Source organism: Deinococcus apachensis DSM 19763, assembly GCF_000381345.1.
Lineage (GTDB): Bacteria > Deinococcota > Deinococci > Deinococcales > Deinococcaceae > Deinococcus > Deinococcus apachensis.
The window spans coordinates 14,543-36,055 of the sequence record NZ_KB906413.1; the positions used below are offsets into that span (position 1 = coordinate 14,543).

23 protein-coding genes and 1 pseudogene are annotated in these 21,513 nt (G+C 69.1%); 14 read left to right on the top strand and 10 right to left on the bottom strand.

All coding sequences use genetic code 11. The features are described from left to right. Window positions 1-41: 41 nt before the first annotated feature. The 5 genes from F784_RS0117445 to F784_RS0117465 form a co-directional block, all read right to left on the bottom strand. Window positions 42-719 (bottom strand): SCO family protein, encoded by a 678-nt coding sequence (locus F784_RS0117445; RefSeq protein ID WP_019588018.1) that lies wholly within the window; start codon window positions 717-719, stop codon window positions 42-44. Between the two features lie 123 nt (window positions 720-842). Beyond that, the gene (locus F784_RS0117450; RefSeq protein WP_019588019.1) at window positions 843-3,299 is read right to left on the bottom strand and encodes a cbb3-type cytochrome c oxidase subunit I; all 2,457 of its coding nucleotides are present in this window, start codon (window positions 3,297-3,299) and stop codon (window positions 843-845) included. Further along, a complete protein-coding gene (coxB, locus tag F784_RS0117455) occupies window positions 3,296-4,459 on the bottom strand; it encodes a cytochrome c oxidase subunit II (RefSeq protein ID WP_019588020.1) in 1,164 nt (387 codons plus the stop codon). Before coxB ends, F784_RS0117450 begins: the two co-directional genes overlap by 4 nt. Window positions 4,460-4,760: 301 nt before the next feature. Then, window positions 4,761-5,699, bottom strand: coding sequence for a heme o synthase (locus tag F784_RS0117460; RefSeq protein ID WP_019588021.1), 939 nt, complete (start codon window positions 5,697-5,699; stop codon window positions 4,761-4,763). Beyond that, window positions 5,696-6,679: a COX15/CtaA family protein gene (locus F784_RS0117465; protein WP_019588022.1), complete on the bottom strand. Its 984-nt coding sequence runs from the start codon at window positions 6,677-6,679 to the stop codon at window positions 5,696-5,698. Before F784_RS0117465 ends, F784_RS0117460 begins: the two co-directional genes overlap by 4 nt. A gap of 166 nt (window positions 6,680-6,845) precedes the next feature. Here F784_RS0117465 and F784_RS0117470 point away from each other — a divergent pair, with 166 nt between their 5' ends. The 3 genes from F784_RS0117470 to F784_RS0117480 all read left to right on the top strand — a co-directional run bounded on the left by F784_RS0117470 (window position 6,846) and on the right by F784_RS0117480 (window position 9,312). Further along, the gene (locus F784_RS0117470; protein WP_019588023.1) at window positions 6,846-7,325 is read left to right on the top strand and encodes a DUF420 domain-containing protein; all 480 of its coding nucleotides are present in this window, start codon (window positions 6,846-6,848) and stop codon (window positions 7,323-7,325) included. A 67-nt stretch (window positions 7,326-7,392) separates the two neighbouring features. After that, a complete protein-coding gene (gene panB / locus F784_RS0117475; protein WP_019588024.1) occupies window positions 7,393-8,214 on the top strand; it encodes a 3-methyl-2-oxobutanoate hydroxymethyltransferase in 822 nt (273 codons plus the stop codon). A gap of 78 nt (window positions 8,215-8,292) precedes the next feature. Then, window positions 8,293-9,312 (top strand): GGDEF domain-containing protein, encoded by a 1,020-nt coding sequence (locus F784_RS0117480; RefSeq protein ID WP_026332557.1) that lies wholly within the window; start codon window positions 8,293-8,295, stop codon window positions 9,310-9,312. 54 nt (window positions 9,313-9,366) lie between these two features. Here the strand turns inward: F784_RS0117480 and F784_RS0117485 are convergent, their stop codons facing one another. Together F784_RS0117485 and F784_RS0117490 are read right to left on the bottom strand one after the other, a co-directional pair. After that, entirely contained in the window at window positions 9,367-10,827 is a 1,461-nt protein-coding gene (locus F784_RS0117485; RefSeq protein ID WP_019588025.1) for a sigma 54-interacting transcriptional regulator, read from the bottom strand. A gap of 67 nt (window positions 10,828-10,894) precedes the next feature. Continuing rightward, entirely contained in the window at window positions 10,895-11,392 is a 498-nt protein-coding gene (locus F784_RS0117490) for a hypothetical protein (RefSeq protein WP_019588026.1), read from the bottom strand. An 89-nt stretch (window positions 11,393-11,481) separates the two neighbouring features. On the opposite strand from F784_RS0117490, the gene F784_RS0117495 reads away from it, so the two are divergent. From F784_RS0117495 to F784_RS0117525, 8 genes and pseudogenes are all read left to right on the top strand, one after another. After that, on the top strand, window positions 11,482-11,886 hold the full coding sequence (locus F784_RS0117495; RefSeq protein ID WP_019588027.1) for a hypothetical protein: 405 nt from the start codon (window positions 11,482-11,484) through the stop codon (window positions 11,884-11,886). A 4-nt stretch (window positions 11,887-11,890) separates the two neighbouring features. Next, complete coding sequence (locus F784_RS27315) at window positions 11,891-12,091, top strand: hypothetical protein (protein WP_019588028.1); 201 nt, start codon at window positions 11,891-11,893, stop codon at window positions 12,089-12,091. A gap of 36 nt (window positions 12,092-12,127) precedes the next feature. Continuing rightward, window positions 12,128-12,340: pseudogene (locus F784_RS27320) on the top strand (GNAT family N-acetyltransferase); the annotation flags it as partial. 44 nt (window positions 12,341-12,384) lie between these two features. Next, window positions 12,385-12,900, top strand: a complete 516-nt coding sequence (locus F784_RS0117505; RefSeq protein WP_019588030.1) for a hypothetical protein — start codon at window positions 12,385-12,387, stop codon at window positions 12,898-12,900. A 43-nt stretch (window positions 12,901-12,943) separates the two neighbouring features. Beyond that, on the top strand, window positions 12,944-14,374 hold the full coding sequence (gatB, locus tag F784_RS0117510) for an Asp-tRNA(Asn)/Glu-tRNA(Gln) amidotransferase subunit GatB (RefSeq protein ID WP_019588031.1): 1,431 nt from the start codon (window positions 12,944-12,946) through the stop codon (window positions 14,372-14,374). After that, window positions 14,371-15,018, top strand: coding sequence for a hypothetical protein (locus tag F784_RS0117515; RefSeq protein WP_026332558.1), 648 nt, complete (start codon window positions 14,371-14,373; stop codon window positions 15,016-15,018). The genes gatB and F784_RS0117515 overlap by 4 nt, the downstream gene beginning before the upstream one ends. A gap of 50 nt (window positions 15,019-15,068) precedes the next feature. Then, the gene (locus tag F784_RS0117520; RefSeq protein WP_019588033.1) at window positions 15,069-15,494 is read left to right on the top strand and encodes a hypothetical protein; all 426 of its coding nucleotides are present in this window, start codon (window positions 15,069-15,071) and stop codon (window positions 15,492-15,494) included. Window positions 15,495-15,844: 350 nt separating this feature from the next. After that, window positions 15,845-16,528 (top strand): YqhA family protein, encoded by a 684-nt coding sequence (locus F784_RS0117525; protein WP_040383522.1) that lies wholly within the window; start codon window positions 15,845-15,847, stop codon window positions 16,526-16,528. A 12-nt stretch (window positions 16,529-16,540) separates the two neighbouring features. On the opposite strand, the gene F784_RS0117530 is transcribed toward F784_RS0117525, so the two are convergent. Together F784_RS0117530 and F784_RS0117535 are read right to left on the bottom strand one after the other, a co-directional pair. Then, window positions 16,541-16,936 carry a response regulator gene (locus tag F784_RS0117530; RefSeq protein WP_019588035.1) on the bottom strand — a complete coding sequence of 132 codons (396 nt, stop codon included), beginning with the start codon at window positions 16,934-16,936 and terminating at the stop codon, window positions 16,541-16,543. A gap of 36 nt (window positions 16,937-16,972) precedes the next feature. Beyond that, window positions 16,973-17,407: a response regulator gene (locus F784_RS0117535; RefSeq protein WP_019588036.1), complete on the bottom strand. Its 435-nt coding sequence runs from the start codon at window positions 17,405-17,407 to the stop codon at window positions 16,973-16,975. Window positions 17,408-17,742: 335 nt separating this feature from the next. Here F784_RS0117535 and glcF point away from each other — a divergent pair, with 335 nt between their 5' ends. The 3 genes from glcF to F784_RS0117550 are packed head-to-tail and all read left to right on the top strand — an operon-like array spanning window position 17,743 to window position 21,114. Further along, on the top strand, window positions 17,743-19,020 hold the full coding sequence (glcF, locus tag F784_RS0117540) for a glycolate oxidase subunit GlcF (RefSeq protein ID WP_019588037.1): 1,278 nt from the start codon (window positions 17,743-17,745) through the stop codon (window positions 19,018-19,020). Then, window positions 19,017-20,468 carry an FAD-binding oxidoreductase gene (locus tag F784_RS0117545; protein WP_019588038.1) on the top strand — a complete coding sequence of 484 codons (1,452 nt, stop codon included), beginning with the start codon at window positions 19,017-19,019 and terminating at the stop codon, window positions 20,466-20,468. The genes glcF and F784_RS0117545 overlap by 4 nt, the downstream gene beginning before the upstream one ends. Further along, a complete protein-coding gene (locus F784_RS0117550; protein WP_019588039.1) occupies window positions 20,455-21,114 on the top strand; it encodes a DUF5639 domain-containing protein in 660 nt (219 codons plus the stop codon). The genes F784_RS0117545 and F784_RS0117550 overlap by 14 nt, the downstream gene beginning before the upstream one ends. A gap of 5 nt (window positions 21,115-21,119) precedes the next feature. On the opposite strand, the gene F784_RS23695 is transcribed toward F784_RS0117550, so the two are convergent. Then, the gene (locus F784_RS23695) at window positions 21,120-21,497 is read right to left on the bottom strand and encodes an RlpA-like double-psi beta-barrel domain-containing protein (protein WP_019588040.1); all 378 of its coding nucleotides are present in this window, start codon (window positions 21,495-21,497) and stop codon (window positions 21,120-21,122) included. Window positions 21,498-21,513 lie beyond the last annotated feature (16 nt).

Consider the following 21,513-nt stretch of genomic DNA (forward strand, 5'->3'; position numbering starts at 1 on the left):
CCGGGGGAGGAACCGCCGCTTTGCCTCCCCCCCCGCCCGCGTTACTGGCCGTACACCCGGATCAGCCCCGGCAGGTCGCGGCCCAGCTCGCCGTCCACCACTTCCCCGTTGTTGTAGACCCTCACGAATCGTCCCCGCGGGTCCACCACGCTGACGTGGTCCCCGTGAACCCGGGCCGCCACGGTCGCGCCCCCCGGCACCTCGTCCGTCTGGTCGGTCCCGCCGTCGTGCCCCAAGTGTTCGCCGTGGGTGCTGGCGGACAGGGGCTGCGGCGGCACATTCGCCACGAACATCACCCGCGCGGCCTCGTTGATGGTCGCTGCGTCGCCCGTCAGCCCGGTGAAGCTGGGGTCGAAGCGCGTCAGGTACTCACGCACCACGGCGGGCCGGTCGTACGCCGGGTCCACAGTGATGAACTGCACCCGCACGCGCTCCCGCTGCCCCGGGGTCAGATCGGCCAGGGTGTTTTTCAGGGTCGCCAGGGTCGCCGGGCACACGTCCGGGCAGCGGACGAAGCCGTAGAACACCAGCCGCAACTTCCCACCGGAGTTGTTCAGGGTCGTCGCCTGGCCCTGGTCGTTCACCAGCCGCAGCGCGGGCAGGGGGACGGGGGTGTCGAGCACCGTCCCCGCCGTGGGGGTGGGAAAGACGTTGCGGTACAGCAGCAGCCCCCCCAGAACCGCCGCCAGGGCCAGCAGTGCTGCCGTGAGCCACTTCATGGGGGCAGGCTAGGGCGGGGAAGGGGGGAGGGGTGTCCCAGGAGGGGTCAGCCGTCAGCCAAAGAAGAGGGTGGAGACGCTCGTCACGTCCCCACCTCTGAATGCTGATGGCTGATCGCTATCTCACCACGCGTAGAAGATCGCCACGATGAACAGCCACACCACGTCCACCAGGTGCCAGTACAGGCTGGCGGGGGCCAGGGAGCCATGGTTGTACTTGTCCATCTTGCCGGTCAGCGCCTGGTAGTACGGCAGGGCCACACCCGTGCCGCCGATCAGGATGTGCAGGCCGTGCAGGCCCACGATGATGAAGAAGCACGACTGCCACAGGTTCTGCTTCCAGTCGCTCTCGTGGCCGAACAGCGAGAACTCGTATACCTGGAACAGCATGAAGAAGGTACCCAGCAGCAGGGTGATGAAGAGCCCCAGCCGGAACCAGGTGTAGCGGCCGTGGTGGTGATCCTGCTCGGCCTTGTGGATCACGAAGGAAGAGGACACCAGGATCAGGGTGTTCAGCGCGGCCAGCCAGACGTTGGGGCGCAGGGCGGGCGGCTCGGCGGCCCCGATCATCCGCAGGTACACGTACCCGGCGATCAGCACGCCGAAGAGGCCCACTTCCGAGATGATGAACCACGCCATGCCCATGAAGCCGTTGTCGTACTTCGTGAGGTGGTGGTGCTCGACGGGCACGTCGTACTCGCGCGTCCCGGCCCACTTGAAGAGCGACCACAGGAACAGCGGGATGCTGGCGTACAGCAGCAGGCTGGCAAAGATATGGCCCGGCGCCGCGTTGAAGAAGGGCTGGAGGCCGCCCGTCGGGGTGTAGTTCGTGAACCACCCGAAGCTCAGGCCGTAGCCCATCAGCAGCACGCTGAAGGCCGTCATGAAGGGCCAGATCGAGTCCACCGGCAGGTGAATGGAGCGCGGGTCCACCGGGGTCAGCCGCTCCCCGCTCTTCTCCCAGTCGTACAGCGGGCGCTCGGTGGGGAAGGTGGTGGGGAACTCATGGGCGAAGTTGTAGGCGGCGGGGGGAGAAGCCGCCGTCCACTCCAGGGTGAACCCGCCCCAGGGGTTGGGGGAGGCGGTGATGGGGCGGCGCATGCTCTGGAGCATGTTCCACACGAACACAACGCCGCCCGCCAGCAGCACGAGCGCGCCCAGGGTGGAGACGAAGTTCAGCTCGGTCCAGGTCCAGTTGCCCGCCGGGTAGGTGTAGTAACGCCGGGGCATGCCCATCAGGCCCAGGATGTACTGCGGCAGGAAGGTCATCCACGAGCCGATCATGAACAGCCAGAAGTGCCACAGCCCGATCTTCTCGTCCATGAAGCGGCCGGTCATCTTCGGCCACCAGTAGTACAGGCCGCCGAAGGCCAGGAACGCCGTGCCAAACATCATCACGTTGTGGAAGTGTGCCACCACGTAGTAGCTCATGGTGACCTGGTAGTCGAAGGGAATCATCCCCAGCGACACGCCCGTGATCCCGCCGATCAGGAAGTTGAAGATGAAGCCCACCAGCCAGTAGGTCGGCGACTTCATCAGGATGCGCCCACCCCACAGGGTGCCGATCAGGTTGAAGATCTTCACGCCGGTCGGCACGGCCACGATCAGGGTGGCGATGGCGAAGGCGATCTGCCAGGCCTCAGGCAACCCGGCCGCGAAGATGTGGTGGACCCACACCAGCAGGCTGACGAGCACGATGCCCAGCAGCGAGTACACCATGACGCGGTAGCCGAACAGCGGCTTGCGGGCCATGGTCGAGGCGATCTCGGCGGCGATGCCCAGGTAGGGCAGCAGCATCACGTACACGGCGGGGTGCGAGTAGAACCAGAAGAACTGTTGCTGGAGGATGGGCACGCCGCCGATGCCGGGGTTGAACATGCTCAGCCCCAGCTTGAGCTCGACAAAGACCGCCAAAGCGGCAGCGGTCAGGCCGCCTAGACTGACGAGCTGGAGGATCGCGGTGGCGAAGATGGACCAGGAGAAGATCGGCATCTTCCACAGGCTCAGGCCGGGCGTGCGCATGTTCACGATGGTCGCCGCGAAGTTCGCGCTGCCCAGCAGCGACCCCAGGCCGTTGAGGATCACGGCGACCATGAAGACCGAGCCGCCCGTCTGGTTGCCGTCCACCACCAGCGGGTAGGGGAAGACCCAGCCGGTGCCGGGCACGCCGCCGTTCACCAGGCTGGAGATCAGGAGGACCAGGCTGAAGACGAAGAGCCACACCGCGAAGGTGTTCACGCGCGGCAGCGCCACGTCACGCACGCCCAGTTGCAGCGGCAGGAAGAAATTCCCGAACCCGAAGAGTCCGATGGGAATCAGGAAGAAGAAAATCATGATCACGGCGTGCGTGGTGAGCACTTGGTTGTAGGCGTTGCCCACCAGCAGGGTCTGCTCGGGCAGCGCCAGTTGCAACCGCATCGCCACGGCCAGGATGCCCGCGATGGCAAAGGCCACGATGGACGTGACGATATACAGAATCCCGATCTTCTTGTGATCGGTGGTCATCATGTAATCCTTGATGACCTCCCACGCGCCCCGGCGGGTCGTGGAGACGGAGGATGGAGCCTGCTGAACCGTCACCGGGTACCTCCTTGATCGCCACCATTGGCCTGGTCGGCGCCGCCCTGCGAGTTGCCCGCTCCTATCACGGGCACCCCGCGCCAGTAGTCCGCTTCCTCCGGCAGGCGCAGGCTGCGGAGGTACGCGGCCACGTCGTCAATCTCCGCGTCCGTCAGCACCCCGCCCTTCTGGACCTTGCCGTTGACCAGGTACTCGCTGCCGTCATAGGTCGGCATCAGCGAGCCGGGCTTGACCTTGGGGCTGTGCTTGAGCCACTCGTGCAGCATCTCGCGGGCACGCTCGCCCTCCCACATCCCAGCGCCCAGCGTGTGGCGCGTACCGAAAAAGCTCAGGTCGGGACCGGCCAGGCCGTTGGCGGGCGTGCCCTGCACCCGGTGACACGAGGCGCAGGCGAGCGCCCCTGTGCTGGGCTTGCCGTTGATAAAGATGTTATACCCACGCTCCTCGGCGCTGCCGGGGGCGGGGGTGGGAGCGCGGTAGGCCCGGGCCGCTTGCAGGAACGTGTTGTAGCGCTCGGGCTCCAGGGCGATCACCCGGAAGCGCATGTTCGCGTGGCTGGCCCCGCACAGGAACGAGCATTCCCCGTAGTAGACGCCCACCCGGTCGGTATCAATCTGCCAGGTTTTCTGGCTGCCCGGGATCGCGTAGCGCTGCGGCCCCAGGTTCGGCGCCCAGAACGCATGGATCACGTCACCCGCGGTCAGGGTGATCGCGACCTGGTTGCGGGTCGGGATCACCAGCTCGTTGCCGTTGGTGACGTTGCCGCCCGCCGCCGCCGGAGCACTCGGGTAGCCGAAGTTCCACCAGAACTGCTTGCCCAGCGCGTCGATCTTCACGGCGTCTTGCGGGGTGGGGTTGATGCGGGCCATCGTCCGCACCGTCAGCACGCTGAGCAGCACCACGATCAGGAACGGCACGACCACCAGCACGACCTCCAGCCGGTTGTTGCCGTGGAACTGGGCGGGCTCGGCCGTGTTGCGGTCCTCGCGGAAGCGCTGCACCGTGTGAAACAGCGTGTACGCGACGGCCACGAAGATGATGATCGAGAAGGCGATGGCCGGGATGCTCATCCAGAACACTTCGCGGTTGGACGCCGACGACAGGTCCCCCATGCTGATCAGTCGCTGCGACTGACAGCCGGTGAGCAGCGCCGCGCCCATCCCGAGCAGGCCCGCCCACAGGGGGCGCGGCAGCCCTCCACGTGATCCGCGGCGGTGGCGGCTATGGTTGGTGTTCAACTTCACTCCTTTCCTCGCCTCCCAGTCTAAAGCGTCACCGGGGGTTTTGCGCCCCCGTGGAGAGCCCCACTAAGCGCGGCTTTCACGTGTGCATTGGCCGATTGGTCAGGCTTGCGGCCATGAGACCAGACCGGGGGACGGGCAAGTGTCCTGACCGAGAGGAAAGGCGGGACGCGAAGAGGGGCGACCCCTCACGGCCGCCCCTCCTTTCCCTGTCTCCCGCTCAGCCCAAGAGTGCCCGGTCGGCCGCTCCCGCCACGAACAGCAGGGCGAGGTACAGCATGGAGTACAGGTACAGCGGCAGCGCGACCCGGCGCTCGACCTTGTTCCCGGCCATCACGTACCGGTACAGCCGCCAGGAATCACGCAGCAGCAGCGCCCCCAGCACAAGCGCCGACAGGACGTACAGCCAGCCGACCTCTCCCAGCAGCGCGGGCATCAGGGACAGCCCCACCGTGCCGATGGCGTACAGGCCGATCTGCATGACGGTCAGCTTGTCCCCGTACACGACCGGCAGCATGGGAATGCCGACCTCGCGGTACTCTTCCTTGATCATCAGCGCAAGTGCCCAGAAGTGGACGGGCGTCCAGAAGAAGATGATGGCGAAGAGGAACCACGCGAAGAGGTTGAGGTTCCCCGTCACGGCGGCCCAGCCCACCAGCGGGGGGAAGCACCCCGCCGCCCCGCCCAGCACGATGTTGTGCCAGGTCGCCCGCTTGAGCCAGCGCGTGTACACGACCACGTAAGTCAGGAAGCCCGCCAGGCTCATCCAGGCCGCGAGCGGGGTGGCCCAGAACCACAGCATCGCGAACGAGAGCACTTGCAGCGCAGTGCCGAAAATCGCCGCGTCGCGGGTGGAGATCAGGCCGCTCGTGGTGGGCCGCGTCGCCGTGCGCTTCATCTTGAGGTCGATGTCGCGGTCGATGATCATGTTGAACACGCCCGCCGATCCCGCCGAGGCGTAGCCCGCGACGCTTACCACGATCAGCAGTCCTAGCCCCGGCCAGCCGCGCGCCGCCATCACCATCGCGGTGAGGGTGGTCCACAGCAGCAGGCTGATCACCTTGGGCTTGGTGAGCGCCAGGTAATCGCGCCAGGTGGCCCGTAGGGGCTGTACCGCGCCTGTCCCGGGGGAGGGACGTACCGCCCGGTCCACGGTCATGCCGTCACCCCTGCCGGGGCGGTGGACTCCAGGCGGCGGGGAGCCGTCAGGGCTTCATAGCTGAGCAGCACGGTCACGAGCCACATGATGCACGCCAGCCCCAGGTGCGTGAGCTGCATCCAGGCCGGGGCCTTGAGCGCCACGTTCACGAAGCCCGCGAGGACCTGAAGCCCGATGACGCCCGTCAGCACCAGACTCCAGCGGGCGACCCCCGCCGAGGGCCGCAGGCGCCGGAGCGCCCCCGCCATCCAGACCAGATAGACGCTGCCCAGAATAGCGAGCATGGGATGGATCACGCGCAGATTCTGAATCAGCCCGGCGGTCGCCGAGAAGTCGCGCCGCACCGTGTCGATGGGGGTGCCGGGCGCGGGCGCGAACAAGAGGTCCCCGAGCGCCGTCACGGCCCCCGCCATGCCCAGCAGCAGGGTGAGGACCAGCCCGAAGGCGATCAACCCCAGCGCGCGCCCCTGTCCCCGCAGCTTGAGCGCTGGACGCCCCGACGCCCACAGCGCCGTGAGCAGCAGTGCCCCCAGCAGCAGGAAGGTGTTCGCCAGGTGAACGCCCTGCACCAGGCCGCGCGCCGGGTCCGTCGAGTCGGCGGTCAGGCCCAGCAGCACCTGCACGCCGCCGACCAGCCCCTCAGCCAGGATGAGGAGGAAAGTCAGGATGGCGCCCAGCCGCGCCGGGTGGCGCCTCGGAGTCGTGAGGAAGGCCAGCGCGATCAGCCCCAGCGCCAGCAGGCCGCTCGCCCCGCTCGTCAGGCGGTGGCTGAATTCGATGATGGTGTGCAGGGTCGGGCTCTGCGGCAGGACCACGCCGTTACATAGCGGCCAGTGGTCGCCGCACCCCGCTCCTGCCCCTGTCAGGCGCACGACCGCGCCCCACAGAATCACCAGCACGTTATAGATCAGTGCCGCCCAGGCTAGCCGGGGCAGCCACGCCCCCGCCTGGGACCGGGGCACCGTCAGTGCGCTGCTCACTTCACTCCACCGTCCTTCCGACCGCCCCCGCGGGCGGGTTGGGTTCACCGCCGCATTGTAGGCAGGGCGAGGCTGAAGATTGTCCCCGGGCCACACTCATCCGCCTCCCCTGGCCGGTCACCTGCCCCGGACACCTGCCCCCCCAGCCTCCCCCTAGACTGCACCCGTGGCGGCCATTATCAACCAGTGGGCAGTGATCACCATCGTCCTGAGCGGCATCGCGCTGACGGTCGGGGTGTTCCTGATTCGGAGCGGCAACCGCGAGGCGCATATGCGCGCCATGCTGATCGCCAGCGGCCTGGCGACCCTCTTCCTCGTCCTGTACCTCACCCGGCTGGGGCTGGGGTACGAGAAGAAGTACGTCGGGCCGGAGCAGTGGCGCGGGGCGTATTTCTTCCTGCTGATCAGCCACATCCTCCTGGCGGCGCTGAACCTCCCGCTCGCGCTCCTGGCGCTGTGGAACGCCTGGAAGGGCCTGCGGGCCGCCGGGAACCTGGGCAACATCGGCGCCCCCGCCGCGCGTCCCTTCTTCAATCGGCACCGCGCCTGGGTGCGCTGGACGGTGCCCGTCTGGCTGTATGTGGCCGCGACGGGCTGGATCATCTACCTCGTGCTGGGGCGGTACGGCGAGGTTGTGAAGGGGTGAGGGCGGGCAGAACTCAGGGCGCGGGAACTCCAATGTTCTCCGCGCCCCATCTGCTACCTTCCCCTCCATGAAACGCAGCGTTCCCGACCTCCTGCACGCCCAGCAGCCGCTGGTGATGGTCACCGCCTACGACTACCCGGGCGGGCGGCACGCCGAGGGGGCGGGGGTGGACCTGATCCTGGTGGGCGACAGCCTGGGGAACGTGGTGCTGGGCTACGACTCGACCGCACCGGTCACGCTCGACGACATGATCCACCACGCACGGGCGGTGCGGCGGGGGGCGAAGGGCACCTTCCTGGTCGTGGACCTGCCCTTCGGCACCTACCACACCGGGGTGACGGACGCGATGCGGAGCGCCGTGCGCGTGATTCAGGAGACGGGCGCCGACGCGGTCAAGATGGAGGGCGCGACCCCCGAGGTGCTGGAGGTCGTCGCCGTGCTGGGCCGCAACGGCATCCCCGTGATGGGCCACGTCGGCCTGATGCCCCAGACGGCGACCGCGCAGGGCGGTCTGAAGGTGCAGGGCCGGGACGAGGAGGGCGCCCGCCGCACCCTGGAGGGGGCGCTCGCGCTGGAGGCCGCCGGGGCCTTCGCCGTGGTGCTGGAGGCGATTCCCGCCCGGCTGGCCCGGCTGATCACCGAGCGGCTCCGCATCCCGACCATCGGCATCGGCGCGGGGGCCTACTGCCGGGGCCAGGTGCTCGTGTACCACGACCTGCTGGGCCTGTACGAGGGCGACGAGAAGAAGCTCGCCAAGCGGTATGCGGAGCTGGGCAAGGGGGCGCGTGAGGCCATCGCCGCCTACGCCCACGAGGTGCGCGCCCGCGAGTTTCCGACGAAGGAGCAGAGCTTCGTGATGAAGGACGAGGTGCTGGGCAAGCTGTACTGATGGGGGAGGGGTGATCCCCCCGGCGGTCCGGCACATGCGTGCCCCGATTCTTTGACGTGATGCTATGACAGTGGAGCCATGACGCCCGGCCCGCTCCGACCGGAAGACCTGCCCGCGCCGGTCACCCGCCTGTATTTCGGGGCGGTGGTGCCCCTGATTGCGGCGATTCTGGTGTGGGGGGCGGTGGTGCCGCTGGCCGACCTGAGCGTGCCGACGCTGGTGTTCGCGGCCCTGCTGCTCCTGACCGCCGCCGCCTACCTGCTGCTGCCCAGGCGCTGGGAATGGCCGCTGCGTCTGATCGCAGCGGGCACCCAGGTGCTGTTCGTGGCCGCCCTGGCGCTCCTGGGGCTGGGCGTTCGCGGTGACGAGCAGGCGCTTCACACCCTGCTCCTCGTCGCGCCGTTCACCCAGCTCGTCTGGAGCCTGCTGTTTTTCGACCGCCCCACCGTGGGCCGTGCCCTGGGGCTGGCCCTGGCCGTCGCTGCCACCCTGCTCGTCATCCGCTGGGACCACACCAGTCCCCAACCCGAGCCCGGAACCGCACCCCTCCTGCTGGCCGTCTGCCTGATGGCCCAGGTGTTCGGCTGGGCCTTTGTGAACCTTCAGCGGCGCGTCATCGCGGGGGAACGCACGGCCCGGCGCGACCCCCTCACGGGGCTGCTCAACCGCCGGGCCTTTGAGGAGGCCAGCGCCGCCCCCGGCCCCCCGGGCGTGCTGGCCGTCCTCGACATCGACCACTTCAAGGTCGTGAACGACCGCCACGGCCACGAGACGGGCGACAACGTGCTGCGGGCCGTCGCTGAGGTGCTGGTGACCCTGGTGGACCCCTACGGGCAGGTGTACCGCTGGGGCGGCGAGGAATTCGTCGTGTGCCTGCCCGGCGCCTACGCTCCCAGCGCCCACCTGCTGATGGGGCGGGTCCGGCGCGAGGTGGCGGGACGCACCCTGGTGGACGGCCCGGCCGTCACCCTCAGCATCGGCCTGGGGGCCTACGCGGTGGGCCAGTCCCCGCGCCAGGCTTTCGCCAGCGCCGACACCGCCCTGCTCGCCGCCAAGAACGCCGGGCGCAACCGCATCGTGACGGCGCCCGCGACGTAGGCGAAAACGAAAGGCCCCGCCCCGGCAAGGGGGAGGGCCTTCGAGGGAAAGAGCTCAGTTCCAGCGTCCGCCGCGCTGCTGGCGCACCTCGGGCTCGGGGGCGGCGTAGGTCTCCTCGGCCCGGCTGAGCTTCTTGCGGCCGTACAGGCCCTCCAGCACGAACTCGGCGGCGGAGGCGCGCACGGCGTCGTCACCACTGGCCGCGACCTGGGCGGCGATCTCCGTCAGGCCGGGCACCGTCTTGGTGGACCGCATCGCCGCCGAGGCGTCCCCGGACTGCGGGAAGCGGAACACGTTGCCGTCCTCGAACCACTTTTCCAGAGCGCGGGTGTCGAAGCTCGCGTAGCGGCGCGCGTACACCGCCCCGGCGGCCTTGCGGATCACGTCGCGGGCGACCACGTCCGCGCCCTTGAGTTCTCCCTCGTACTCCAGCTCCAGCTTGCCCGTGATCGCGGGCAGGCCCGCGTACACGTCGCTGACGCGCACGACCGACACGTCCCCGGAAACCAGGGCGCGGCGCTCGGCGTTCGCGGACGCGACTTCCATCAGCGAGATCGGGAGGCGCTGGGACACGCCGCTCATCTTGTCCACCCGGCCGTCCTCACGCGCCTGGAAGGCGATCTCCTCGATCAGCTCCGAGATGAACTCGGGCACGAGGACACCTTCCGCCCGCACGGCCTCCTGCGCGGTGATGTCCATGCCCAGCCGCACGTCGGTGGGGTAGTGGGTGCGAATCTCACTGCCGATGCGGTCCTTGAGGGGCGTGACGATCTTGCCGCGCGCCGTGTAGTCCTCGGGGTTGGCCGAGAAGACCAGCATCACGTCGAGTTCCAGCCGGATGGGGTAGCCCTTGATCTGCACGTCCCCCTCCTGAAGGATGTTGAAGAGGGCCACCTGCACCTTGGGTGCGAGGTCGGCCAGCTCGTTCACCGCGAAGATGCCCCGGTTGGCGCGCGGCAGCAGCCCGAAGTGCATGGAGCGGGTGTCACCCAGCGAGGTGCCCAGCCGGGCGGCCTTGATGGGGTCCACGTCGCCGATCAGGTCGGCCACCGTCACGTCCGGGGTGGCGAGCTTCTCCACATAGCGGTCGGCGCGCGGCAGCCAGCGGATGGGCAGTTCCAGCCCGTGGGCTTCCAGCAGGTGACGCCCCTCGGCCCCGATGGGGTTGAGGGGATCGTCGGGCATGTCCACCCCGTCGATCACGGGCACGAAGTCGTCGAGCAGCCCGGTGATCGCGCGCAGGATGCGGCTCTTGGCCTGCCCGCGCAGTCCCAGCAGGATGAAGTTCTGGCGCGCCAGCAGCGCGTTCGTCAGTTGCGGGATGACGGTTTCGTCGTAGCCGACCACGCCGGGAAACAGTTCCTCCCCGTTTCGCAGCTTGCGCGTCAGGTTCTCGCGTACCTCGTCCTGCACCGTCCGCACCCGGCCGTCGAAGGGCGTGCGGCCCGCGTATTCCGGCGTCTGAAGGAGTTCCCCGAGCGTCCTGGCCTTCACCTGTCCCTGTACGGCAGTCATGATGCGGCGAACGTAGCACGCGCGTCATGGTGGGAATGTGCGGCTTGCGGGAGAAATTCGGCCTTGCTCAGGAGGACGGATGGTTCGCGGCAGCCGCTGCCGTCTGGTCGTCCTCCAGCACCTTGTAGGCGCACACCGCTGCCAGGGCGGCCAGCTCGGTCGGCACGTCCCCCAGGTCGAGATGCACGTCCTTGCCGTCCACCGCGCCACCTATCCGTCCCTCCAACCGATCCCCATTGCGGTGCAGGTTTACGTCCTTGCCGCTGATCCGGCCCGAGAAGCGCCCGGTCACGCGGTCCCCATCCAGCGTCAGGCGAACGTCGTCCCCGTCCACACGGCCCCCCAGGCGCACCCGCACCTCCCGCGGGGTCACGTCCCCGTCCACGTCGAACCCAGCGAAGGTGCCCCCGACCCGCCCGTCCACGTCCCCGCTGTGCAGCGTCAGCCCGATGTCCTTGCCCTGGAAGGTCCCGCCGATCCGTCCGCGCAACTGGCCGCCCTCCCAATTCGCGTGCAGGTCGTACCCCAGCCGCAAGCCCCCGATGCGTCCGTGCAGTTTGCTCATGCCCCGATGCTGCCACGCTCGGCGGCGAATTGTGGTTCATGGAAGAAGTTCGGCAGCGCCCGCTCACTCTTTCGCGTATACCGGGAGACATGCTCCAGCCGCTCCCACACGTCGCCCCCTCCTGCTCCCCCTGTGCTGAGGTGGGACGGGCGCTCCTGCTCTCCGCCGGGGTGGCGCTGCTGGCGGCGCTGGGGACCGCGGTGGTGCTCGGTCGTCCGCTGCTCGACATGGCTGGGGTTCTCGCTGGCGTCACCTTCAGCACTTGCCTGGCGCTGGCCTACGACCGCTGGTTCGCCTTGAGCTTTCTGCCCGGCCTGCTGCTGTGGGCAGCGTTCGCGGGAGGAGTGGCCCTGGTTGGCCTCTGGCTGGGTCTCGGGCTGGGCGAGGCCCCACCGCCCGTCCTCACCTGGCGGCTGCCCCTCCTCGGCCTGACCGCCGCCCTGCTCAGCGCCGCGCTCGCCCTGAAATGGGGTCGCCCGCGCCCGGCCCTGTGACGGGGTGAGCGTCTGCCCCGCAACGTCCGCCGACGCCCCCACCATCGCGCACCACCGTTACCCCGACGAGGAGGACGCTGCCGAGCGCCCCATCTACGCAGCCTGGGTCGAGTCGGCCCTGGAACGGGGCCTGTACCTCGGTTTTCTGGGCATTGCGAACGGGGGAGAGACCGTCGCTGGGGCCGGACTCACGCTGCTGGAATAAGGGCCGACGCGCGGCGACCCGCAACCGTACCGGGCGCGGGTGGTGAACGTGTGGACCCGTCCCGACTTCAGGCGGCGCGGCCTGGCCCGGGAACCCGTCTTACATTGCCTGAACATGGCCCATGACCGCGGCGTCTCCCGCGTCAGCCTGGGCACGAGGGTGGTGGCCCGCCCGCTCTACGAGTCGCTGGGCTTCCGGGCGAGCAAGGCGGAGATGGTCCGGAATGAGCGTCGCCCGGAACGCCCGTGAACCCGGGCGCATTCTTTTCACCGCGCCCCGCCTTACTGTGACGCATGAAGCTCGCCCACCTGGGGAGAGGAGCGCTGACGGCCCTGCTCCTCCCACTCCTGCCCGCCCCGAGCCCGGCCCTCGCCCAGCCGGTGGCCCTGCCCTGCGGCGGGGTGATCGCCGCCCGCACCATCAACGGGGACATCGAGGTGCCCCAGGGGCGCGTCTGCACGCTCCGCAACCTTCAGGTCAACGGCGAGGTGCGGGTGGAGCGCGGCGCGAGCCTCACGGTTCAGAACACCCGGATTGCGGGCGACCTGAGGGCCGGGAGCGGCTTTGCCCGGCTGACGGTCAGGAGCAGCGTCGTGACCGGCCGCCTGGCGGCGCAGGGGGGCGGTGCCGTGGACATACGGGATGCGCGGGTCGAGGGTGACCTCCGGTTGGAACGCAATGCGGGAACCCTGCGCCTGAGCCGCCTGACCATCCTGGGGAACCTGGAGTGCCTGAACAACGCCCGCGCCCCCTCCGGCACGAGTCTCGGGGTTGACGGCGAGCAGACGGGCCAGTGCCGGACCCTCTAGCCTATTTCCGCCCCGCCGGACCGCCCGCGCTAGACTCCCCCGCATGTACCGCGCCGTCATCGGGCTGGAAGTTCACCTGCAACTGCGAACGCGCTCCAAGCTCTTCAGCGCGTGCCCGGCGGACTACCACGGCGCCGACCCGAACACCTACACCGACCCCCTCACCCTGGGGCTGCCCGGCACGCTCCCGACGCTGAACCGGGAGGCCGTGGACCTCGCGCTGATGTTCGGCCTCGCGCTGAACTGCGACGTGTCGGGCTTCACCCAGTTTCACCGCAAGAACTACTTCTACCCGGACTCGCCCAAGAACTTCCAGCTCTCGCAGTACGACCGCCCCATCGCCCGGGACGGGTATCTGGACGTGCCCCTGGAGGACGGCTCGGTGGGTCGCGTCCGCATCAAGCGCGCCCACCTGGAGGACGACGCGGGCAAGCTGATCCACCCCACGTACGCGCCCTACTCCCTGCTCGACCTCAACCGCGCGGGGTCACCGCTGATCGAGATGGTGACCGAGGCGGACCTCACGGGACCCGGGCAGGCCCGCGCCTTTTTGGAGGCGGTGCAGGCCATCGCCCAGTCGCTCGGGGTGTCCGACGCCACGCCCGAGGAGGGCAAGATGCGCTGCGACGTGAACCTCAGCCTGCACAAACCCGGCGAGCCCTGGGGCACCAAGGTGGAAGTGAAAAACCTCAACTCCTTCCGCTCGGTCGCCCGCGCCATCGAGTTCGAGACGGCCCGGCAGACGCGGGTGCTGAGTGCGGGGGGGCGGATCACCCAGGACACCCTGGGCTGGGACGAGGGCGGCCAGAAGACCTTCGTCATGCGGACGAAGGAGGGCGAGGCCGACTACCGCTACTTCCCCGAGCCGGACCTGCCGCCCCTGGACATCACGCCCGAGTGGGTCGAGCGCGTCCGGGCGCGGATGCCCGAACTGCCCGCGGGGAAGCGGGAGCGCTACCTGGCGGCGGGGGTGCGTGCCGGGGACGCCGAGACGCTCAGCCTGAACGTGCCCCTCTCGCGCTTCTACGACGAGGCGCTGGCGAGTGCGCCCGCCCCGGATGCCCAGAGGCTCGCCAACTGGCTCCTGACCGACGTGGTGGGCTTCCTCGCCGCCCAGGAGCAGACCATCCGGGACGCGGCCCTGCGCCCCGCCCACCTCGCCGCCCTGGTCCGCCTGATCGACGCGGGCACGATCAGCGGCCGGGTCGCCAAGGACCTCCTCCCCGAGGTGATGGCCGGGGAGGACCCCGAGCGGCTGGTGCGGGAACGCGGGCTGAGCGTGGTGACCGACACCGGGGCCATCGACGCCGCCATCGACGCGGCCATGCAGGCGGACCCTGCCACGGTGGAAAAGGTGCGCGCGGGCAACGCCAAGGCCATGAACGCCCTCTTCGGCCCGGTGATGAGGGCCACGGGCGGCCAGGCCAAGCCCGAGGTCGTCCGCGAGCGCCTGCGGGCGAAGCTGGGGCTGTGAGGAGGGGCCGACTTCGGGCCCGCGGCTGGCGTGAGGCCGCGTTCGCGGCGCTTTGGGTGCAGGTTGCGGGGCTGTTCGCGCTGGTGGCCTTCTCGCTGTACCGGGGAAACTTCTCGGAGGGGGCGTGGCTCTCGGCCATTGAGGCCTTCCTGGCCGGGCTGGTCCTCGCCTGGTGGACGCTGGTCCTGGGCCGCTTCACGGCGGGGCAGGCTGTTCCCCCCACCGACGGGACGCTGCGGGCACTGCGGATTGCCTTTCCCTGGCTCACGTCCTTCCGGCTGGTGCTGTGGTTCCTGACCCTGCTGAGCGTGCTGAGTGGCGGCGCGCCGGAAGCGAACACTGTGGCCCTCACCGCCCTGCTGACCGTATGGCCCGCGGGTACCCTCGCCGGAAACGCCGTGTACGGCACCCTGGCCCGCCTGGCCCCCAATCCCGCCGACGACACCGGGCGGAAGCGGTTGGCGGACTGGCTCAATCTCGCCGCCGCCCTCAGCCTCGCCATGGCCGTGTTCAACGTGGTCCCTATCCGGGGCTTTAGCGATTCCCCCACCCTGACGGATCAACTCGTGTACGGCCTGAGCGGCGCGCTCGACGTGCTGGCGACCCTGCTGGCGATGCGGACCGTCCAATCCATGAAGGGGTAACCCCAAAGGATGTGAGACACCTGTGACTTCGTGTTGTATACCTTAAGGGTATGTCCACACTCACCGATGTGGTGCTGGGAAAGCTCAGAACCCGTGGCGTCTTCGGTATTCAGTGCGAGCCCATTGACGAGGGGTCGAAAAACGTCGTCGCGCTTCCCGGAGGTCTGGACGACATCGTCAAGGTCGCCAAGGGCAACGGGGGCGTGGTGTATTTCGCCGAGGTGATCTTCGGCGACGACGCGCTGAGGGTCGAGATCGAGCATCCGGGCACGGGCCTCCGGGAGACGGTGGACCTCTCGCAATTCCACGAGCTGCAAAAGTTCGAGTACCGCAAGGGCAGTGTCGCCTTCCACATCCTCTACGTGCCCAGTAACGGTTACCTGATCCGCGCCTGTGGGAACGCGGCGGAGTGGTACAAGGAATTCCGGTCCCTGCGGGAAGCGGTGGTGGGCAGGCTGGTGGCGCAGGCAGTTTGAGGGAGCAGTGGGTCCGGGCCTGGTCATGAGGGGAGCGGCCAGGCTTTGATCTCCACCAGAAACGTGGTCACCCCGAGCGCAGGCGAAGGGTCCAGGACGCTGGGCGGGAGGGGCTTCGCCTGCGGCTGGGCAGGACGGGTTCTCTTATAGGCAGCAGAAGCCGTGCCTGTGCTTTCTACCTGAAGGGAAGCTGCGTCGGGAAATTAGAGCGGCCTCCATCCTTGCCCTCAGGAGGACTTGGAGTCCTGACCCCCTCCTGAAGGACTCCCCGCCGAATGGGCCACTCACGCGAGGGCGGGAACATCTTCATTCATGCGGCGCCCGGCTCGCGGCGTGGGCATCATGGGGACGTGACCCGGACCCGTTCCCAGACTGGCAATGAGCCCTCCAGGCGCGAGTGGTTCAGCGAGGTGATCGGCCGCACCCGCTTCGTGGTGCTGATCGCCGTGATCGCGGTGCTGCTGGTGGCCTTCAGCCTCTTTCTCCAGGGCACCCTGCTCGCGCTGACCACAATCTACGAGACCTGGCGGGGCACGTTCGACGACGGCATCGGCAGCCAGTCGGGCACGCTCGCGGTGGAGTTCCTGGAGGTGGTCAGCACCATGCTCAAGGCGGTGGTGTTCTACATCATTGGCGTGGGGCTGTACTCGCTCTTCATCACGCCGCTCAACCTCACCTCGGCGCTGGGGGTGGAGAGCCTCTCGGACCTGGAGCAGAAGATCATCTCGGTCGTGATCGTGATCCTGGGCGTGACTTTCCTGGAACACTTCATCCGCTGGGAGGAGCCGCTGGAGACGCTGTACTTCGCCGGGGCCTTCGCGCTGGCGGGGGGGGCGCTGGTGTTGTTCCAGCGGGTCCACCGGGGCCGGGGGGGCGACCTCGGGCAGCCCGAGGCCAAGCTGCGCGCCCGGCGCGAGCTGTTCGAACACGACACCGAGCAGCGCCACATTGGCGAGGGGGACGTGCGGCGGGCCGAGCGCGCGACCGAGGCGAAGGTCGAGGGCCAGGTCGAGGCCGGGGAGGGCAGCGAGTAGCCCGGTGTCCAGCTACAGGCTGAGCAGTTTCTCCGCCAGCCGGCGCAGGTCGTCCTGCCCCACCGGTTTTTCCACATACGCTGTGGCCCCCGAGGCGTAGGCCGTCTCGACCTCGCGCGGCTGGGCCAGGCTGCTCCATAGCACCAGGCGAACCCGGGGGCCAGCCTGTGCCCGCAGGTGGGCGAGCAGTTCCAGGCTGTCCACCCGCGGCAGGTGCAGGTCCAGCAGCACCAGGTCCGGCGTGGGCGGCGCCTGAAAGGCGGGCAGCGCCGCCTCGCCGTCATGCACGATGTCCACCTGCACGTCCGGGGCGACCTCCTGAAGGGCCAACTCCAGCAGCAGGGCGTCCGCCAGGGAGTCCTCGATCACCAGGATGCGCTGCGGGTTCCCGGCGGCGCCTGGAGTCATGCCGCCTAGCGTAGAGGCTCGACCATGAAATTGCCTTCAGGAAGAGGTTATCTCCGGCCAGCTTGTGAGGCGCGCCCGGGTCCAGAACTCCAGAAAGCCCTCGACCTGGGAGACAAAATCCCGGAAATTCACCGACTTGATCAGATAGGAGCTGGCGTGCAGCGTGTACGCCTGCCGCACGTCCTGGTCGTGGTTGGAGGTGGTCAGCATCACCACCGGAATCCGGACCAGGCGCGGGTGGCCCTTCATGGCCGTCAGCACCTCGAAGCCCGACATGCCGGGCATGTTGATGTCGAGCAGCACCACGTCGGGTAGCTCGGCATCCGGGGCGAGCATGGCGTCCAGGGCCGCCTGACCGCTGGACGCCGTGGTCACCGTGCAGCGGTCGGCGTACTCGGCGAACACCTCCTCGGCGAGGTGGCGGTCCATGTTGCTGTCGTCGATGAGAAGAATACGCAGGGGACGGGTCATGCTCCGGCCCCCAGTTCGGCTGCTGGCGGTCGTCCCGGAAAAAGCAAGTGCATGCGCGTCATGGCCCGGTCCCACTGTAGCGGAAGGCCACGCGCGAAAGGGGGCAAATACCCAATTCCGCAAGTTTGATCACGTTTGGGCCTCATCTCCGCCACAGACAGGGGAGGGGGACGGGGCAGGACACCCTGCGGGGCCTGGAGGGAATCACGCGCCCCTCGCCTCCTGAAAGCAGGATGGACCCGTCGCCGCTTCCCCTGCCTACATCCCTCCCATTCGTCCCTGCTCCGCGCGCCTATCCTGACCCCCATGAGGGCTGGACCGAGCGGAGCAGGCGCGTGAACCACGACATTCCCACACAGGACATCGGGCCGCAGGGCGAGGTGATGGCGCACGCGGTGGACGCCTGCGTGCATTGCGGCTTCTGCCTGCCCGCCTGCCCCACCTACGCCCTCCTGGGTGACGAGATGGACTCCCCACGCGGGCGCATCGTCCTGATGAAGGAGGTGCTGGAGGGGGAGTTGCCCCTTGAGGACGCCGCCCCACACCTTGACCGTTGCCTGGGGTGCCAGGCCTGTGTCTCTGCCTGCCCCAGCGGGGTGCCCTACGGCGAACTCATCACCAGTTTTCGCGGCTGGAGCGAGCCACGGCGGGAGCGGAGCCCATTCGACCGGGCGAAACGCGCGGCGATCCTCAAAGTCCTCCCCGCCCCGAAGGTCTTCAGCCTGGCTGCCCGCGCCGGGCAGTACACCAAGCCCCTCGCACCCCTGCTGCCCGCCGCGCTGCGGGCGCCCCTGGACCTCCTGCCCGAGCACGTTCCCGCCATGCAGCCCAGCCCGAGGGTGACTCCGGCGCGGGGAAGGCGGCGGGGCCGCGTGGCCTGCCTCGCCGGGTGTGCCCAGCAGGCCCTGGCCCCCAACTTCAACGCCGCCACCCTGCGGGTTCTCGCCCGCAACGGCATTGAAGTCGTGATCCCCGAAGGCCAGGGCTGCTGCGGCGCCGCTGCGCTCCACACCGGGGCGCGGGACGAGGCGCTGCGGCTGGTCCGCCGGAACCTCGCCGCCTTCGACCCCGACGAGTACGACGCGATCCTCTCCAACGCGGCGGGCTGCGGGGCCGGGCTGAAGGAGTACCCGGTCGTCCTGCACGGCCTGCCCGACGAGGAGCAGGCGCGGGCCTTTGCCGCGAAGGTGCAGGACATCTCCGAGTTCCTGGCGGGGCTGCTGCGGGAGGGGGATCTCGACCCCCCCATGCCCACCTCGCGGCCCCTCACCGTCGCCTACCACGACGCCTGCCACCTGGCCCACGCGCAGAAAATCCGGCTGGCCCCCCGCGAACTCCTGCGGAGCATCCCCGGCGTGACCGTCGCCGAGGTGCCCGAGGGCGACCTGTGCTGCGGCTCAGCGGGCACGTACAACCTGGAACAGCCCCTGCTGGCGAACGAGCTGGGAGTCAGGAAGGCGAAGAACATCCTCTCGACCAGGCCCGACCTGATCGTGAGCGGCAACATCGGTTGCCACACCCAGATTCAGAGCCACGTGCGCCGGTCGGGGAGCCGGGTGCCCGTCTTGCACACGGTCGAGCTGCTCGATCTGGCGTACCGGGGGGAGCTGTGACGACTGGGAATCCTGAGAAGGTCGCCCTGAGCACCACCTCCCCCGCGCCAAGGCCCCGCTCGAATGGGAAGCCGGACAATGTCCTGGCCGCCGAGCTCACCCGCCTGCTGGGGCCAAAGAAGGTGCTCTCCAACCTCTCGGAGCGGATGAATTACCGCTATGATGCGATTCAATTCGGGGCGACGCCACTGGCGGTCGTGCTGCCCGAGTCGACGGCGGACGTGGTGACAGCGGTGCGGGTGGCGCGGGCGGCGGGCGTGCCCGTCGTGGGGCGCGGGGCGGCGAGCGGGCTGAGCGGCGGGGCGGCGCCCACGCTCCCGGGCCTGGTGATCTCCTTTACCCGCATGACCCGGCTGGACATCTTCCCCGAGCGGCGCGAGGCGCGGGCGCAGGCGGGCGTGGTGACCCTGGCGGTGACGGAGAAGGCCCGGCCTCACGGCCTGATCTACCCGCCCGACCCGGCCTCCTTCCGCACGAGCACCATCGGCGGGAACCTGGGCGAGAACGCGGGCGGGCCGCTGTGCTTCAAGTACGGGGTGAGCGGCGACTATGTGAAGGAGTTGGAGTTCGTGGACGCGAACGGGGACGTGCATGAGTTGACCCGCGACGCCTACGACCTCGCCGGGCTCCTCATCGGGTCGGAGGGGACGCTGGGCCTGATCACGGAGGCAACCTTGCGACTGACCCCCCCGCCGAAATTCACCCGCACGCTGATGGCGAGCTTCCCCGAGGTGGGCGCCTGTGCCGAGGCGGTCAGCGCCGCCATCGCCGCCGGGGCCGTGCCGGGCAAGCTGGAATTCATGGACCAGGCCTGCACGAACGCGGTCGAGGACTTCCTCGCCATCGGACTTCCGCGTGAAGCCGGGGCCGTGCTGCTGGTGGACACCGATGGCGACGACCTGGAGACGGTGGAGGAGGAGCGCGCCCTGGTAGAGGCGGCCTGCCTGAACGCTGGGGGCACCGTGCGCCGCGCGGCCACCGACGCGGAGAGCGCCGCCCTCTGGCAGGCCCGCCGCAGCGTGAGCCCCGCCCTGGGCCGCATCCGCCCCCAGCGCATGAACGAGGACATCGTGGTGCCCCGCTCCGCCCTCCCGGAGGTGGTGCGGGAAGTCCGCGCGCTGGGCGACGCCTCCGGCCTGCCCCTCGTGCAGTTCGGGCACATCGGCGACGGGAACCTGCACCCCAACATCCTCTTCGACCCCCGGCGCGAGTCCCCGGAGGCCGTTCACGACCTTGCCCACCAGATCGCCCTCGTCGCCATCCGCCACGGCGGGGTGCTGAGCGGCGAACACGGCATCGGCACCATGAAACGCTCCTTCATGCGCGACGCGGTGGACCCGGTGACACTGGGGGCGCTGCGCGACGTGAAACGCGCTTTGGACCCGGCTGGAACGCTCAATCCCGGCAAGATTCTTCCCGACGAGGAAGGAACCCATGCCCATCCTTGACCTCTCGCCCGGGGACCAGACGATCACGGTGACGGGCGACACGGCCCTGCTGGAGGTGTACGCGGCCCTGCCGCCCGGCCTCTACCCCCCCTTCCCACGTGTGGAACTGCCGGATGGGGTGGGCGGGCTGGTGTTGCGCGGCGGCTTCGGGCAGACCTTCTTCTTTGGAGCCGAGGTGCTGGGCGTGACCTTCCGTGCCCCAAGCGGGCGGGTGATCCGGGCGGGTGGGCGCACGGTCAAGAACGTGCAGGGCTACGACCTGACCCGGCCCTTCGTGGGCTCCTTCGGGGTGATGGGCGAAGCGCTGGAGGTCACGCTGCGGCTGCGCCCCGGCCTGAGCGCGCGGCACGTCTCGGCGCCTGGGCAGTTGGACTCCCTCGGTTCCCCGACCGCCCGGTTCACCTGGCAGGACGGGGAGGAAGTTCACCTGCTGCACTTCGGCCACGCCCGCGAGGTGGAGGGGACGCTGAGCGGGGTGCCGGGCGCGCGGGAGGTCACCGGACCCCTCGACCTCACCTCCCGTTTCCCCGACGGAATGGGCTTGGGGGAGGGCGGAACATTGCGGGACCGCCGTTTCGGTTGGGTCAACGGAGGCTCGGCCCCACCCGTCCCGCCCCTGTTCGCGCGGGTCGCCGCCGCCCTGTAATGGGGTTAGCCCTGGTAGGGCGTGCCCTTCCGCAGCACGGTCAGGGTGCCCTTGGAGACGCCCAGCTTGCGGGCCGTGCTCGTCCGGTTGACCAGAATGTCGGCGGTGCGCCGGTAACGCGGGTGCATCGTGTCGTTCACCACGTACACGTGGCTGCGGCCATTCACGGTGACCCGAACCCGTGCGCCGCAGCCGACCTTCCGCAGCAGGTCACGGCTCAGGGCGATCTGCCCCCGGCGGGTCGGGCCGCAGGCGGAGATATGGGGAGTCCGGTCCGTCTGGGCCTGCACCGCGTTGTAGTGGCTGACGCGCTGAAGCGAGTAGGAGGCCGCCTGACCCTCCACAGCGAGGGCGGCCAGCAGGGTGACGAAAAAACGCCGCATAACGCCGCACCTTAGC

Coding starts and splice junctions, on each gene's coding strand:
- F784_RS0117445 (WP_019588018.1), bottom strand. CDS start 719: ATGAAGTGGCTCACGGCAGCACTGCTGGCCCTGGCGGCGGTTCTGGGG.
- coxB (WP_019588020.1), bottom strand. CDS start 4,459: ATGGGCGCGGCGCTGCTCACCGGCTGTCAGTCGCAGCGACTGATCAGC.
- F784_RS0117460 (WP_019588021.1), bottom strand. CDS start 5,699: ATGACCGTGGACCGGGCGGTACGTCCCTCCCCCGGGACAGGCGCGGTA.
- panB (WP_019588024.1), top strand. CDS start 7,393: ATGAAACGCAGCGTTCCCGACCTCCTGCACGCCCAGCAGCCGCTGGTG.
- F784_RS0117480 (WP_026332557.1), top strand. CDS start 8,293: ATGACGCCCGGCCCGCTCCGACCGGAAGACCTGCCCGCGCCGGTCACC.
- F784_RS0117485 (WP_019588025.1), bottom strand. CDS start 10,827: ATGACTGCCGTACAGGGACAGGTGAAGGCCAGGACGCTCGGGGAACTC.
- F784_RS0117490 (WP_019588026.1), bottom strand. CDS start 11,392: ATGAGCAAACTGCACGGACGCATCGGGGGCTTGCGGCTGGGGTACGAC.
- F784_RS0117495 (WP_019588027.1), top strand. CDS start 11,482: ATGCTCCAGCCGCTCCCACACGTCGCCCCCTCCTGCTCCCCCTGTGCT.
- F784_RS0117505 (WP_019588030.1), top strand. CDS start 12,385: ATGAAGCTCGCCCACCTGGGGAGAGGAGCGCTGACGGCCCTGCTCCTC.
- gatB (WP_019588031.1), top strand. CDS start 12,944: ATGTACCGCGCCGTCATCGGGCTGGAAGTTCACCTGCAACTGCGAACG.
- F784_RS0117520 (WP_019588033.1), top strand. CDS start 15,069: ATGTCCACACTCACCGATGTGGTGCTGGGAAAGCTCAGAACCCGTGGC.
- F784_RS0117530 (WP_019588035.1), bottom strand. CDS start 16,936: ATGACTCCAGGCGCCGCCGGGAACCCGCAGCGCATCCTGGTGATCGAG.
- F784_RS0117535 (WP_019588036.1), bottom strand. CDS start 17,407: ATGACCCGTCCCCTGCGTATTCTTCTCATCGACGACAGCAACATGGAC.
- F784_RS0117550 (WP_019588039.1), top strand. CDS start 20,455: ATGCCCATCCTTGACCTCTCGCCCGGGGACCAGACGATCACGGTGACG.
- F784_RS23695 (WP_019588040.1), bottom strand. CDS start 21,497: ATGCGGCGTTTTTTCGTCACCCTGCTGGCCGCCCTCGCTGTGGAGGGT.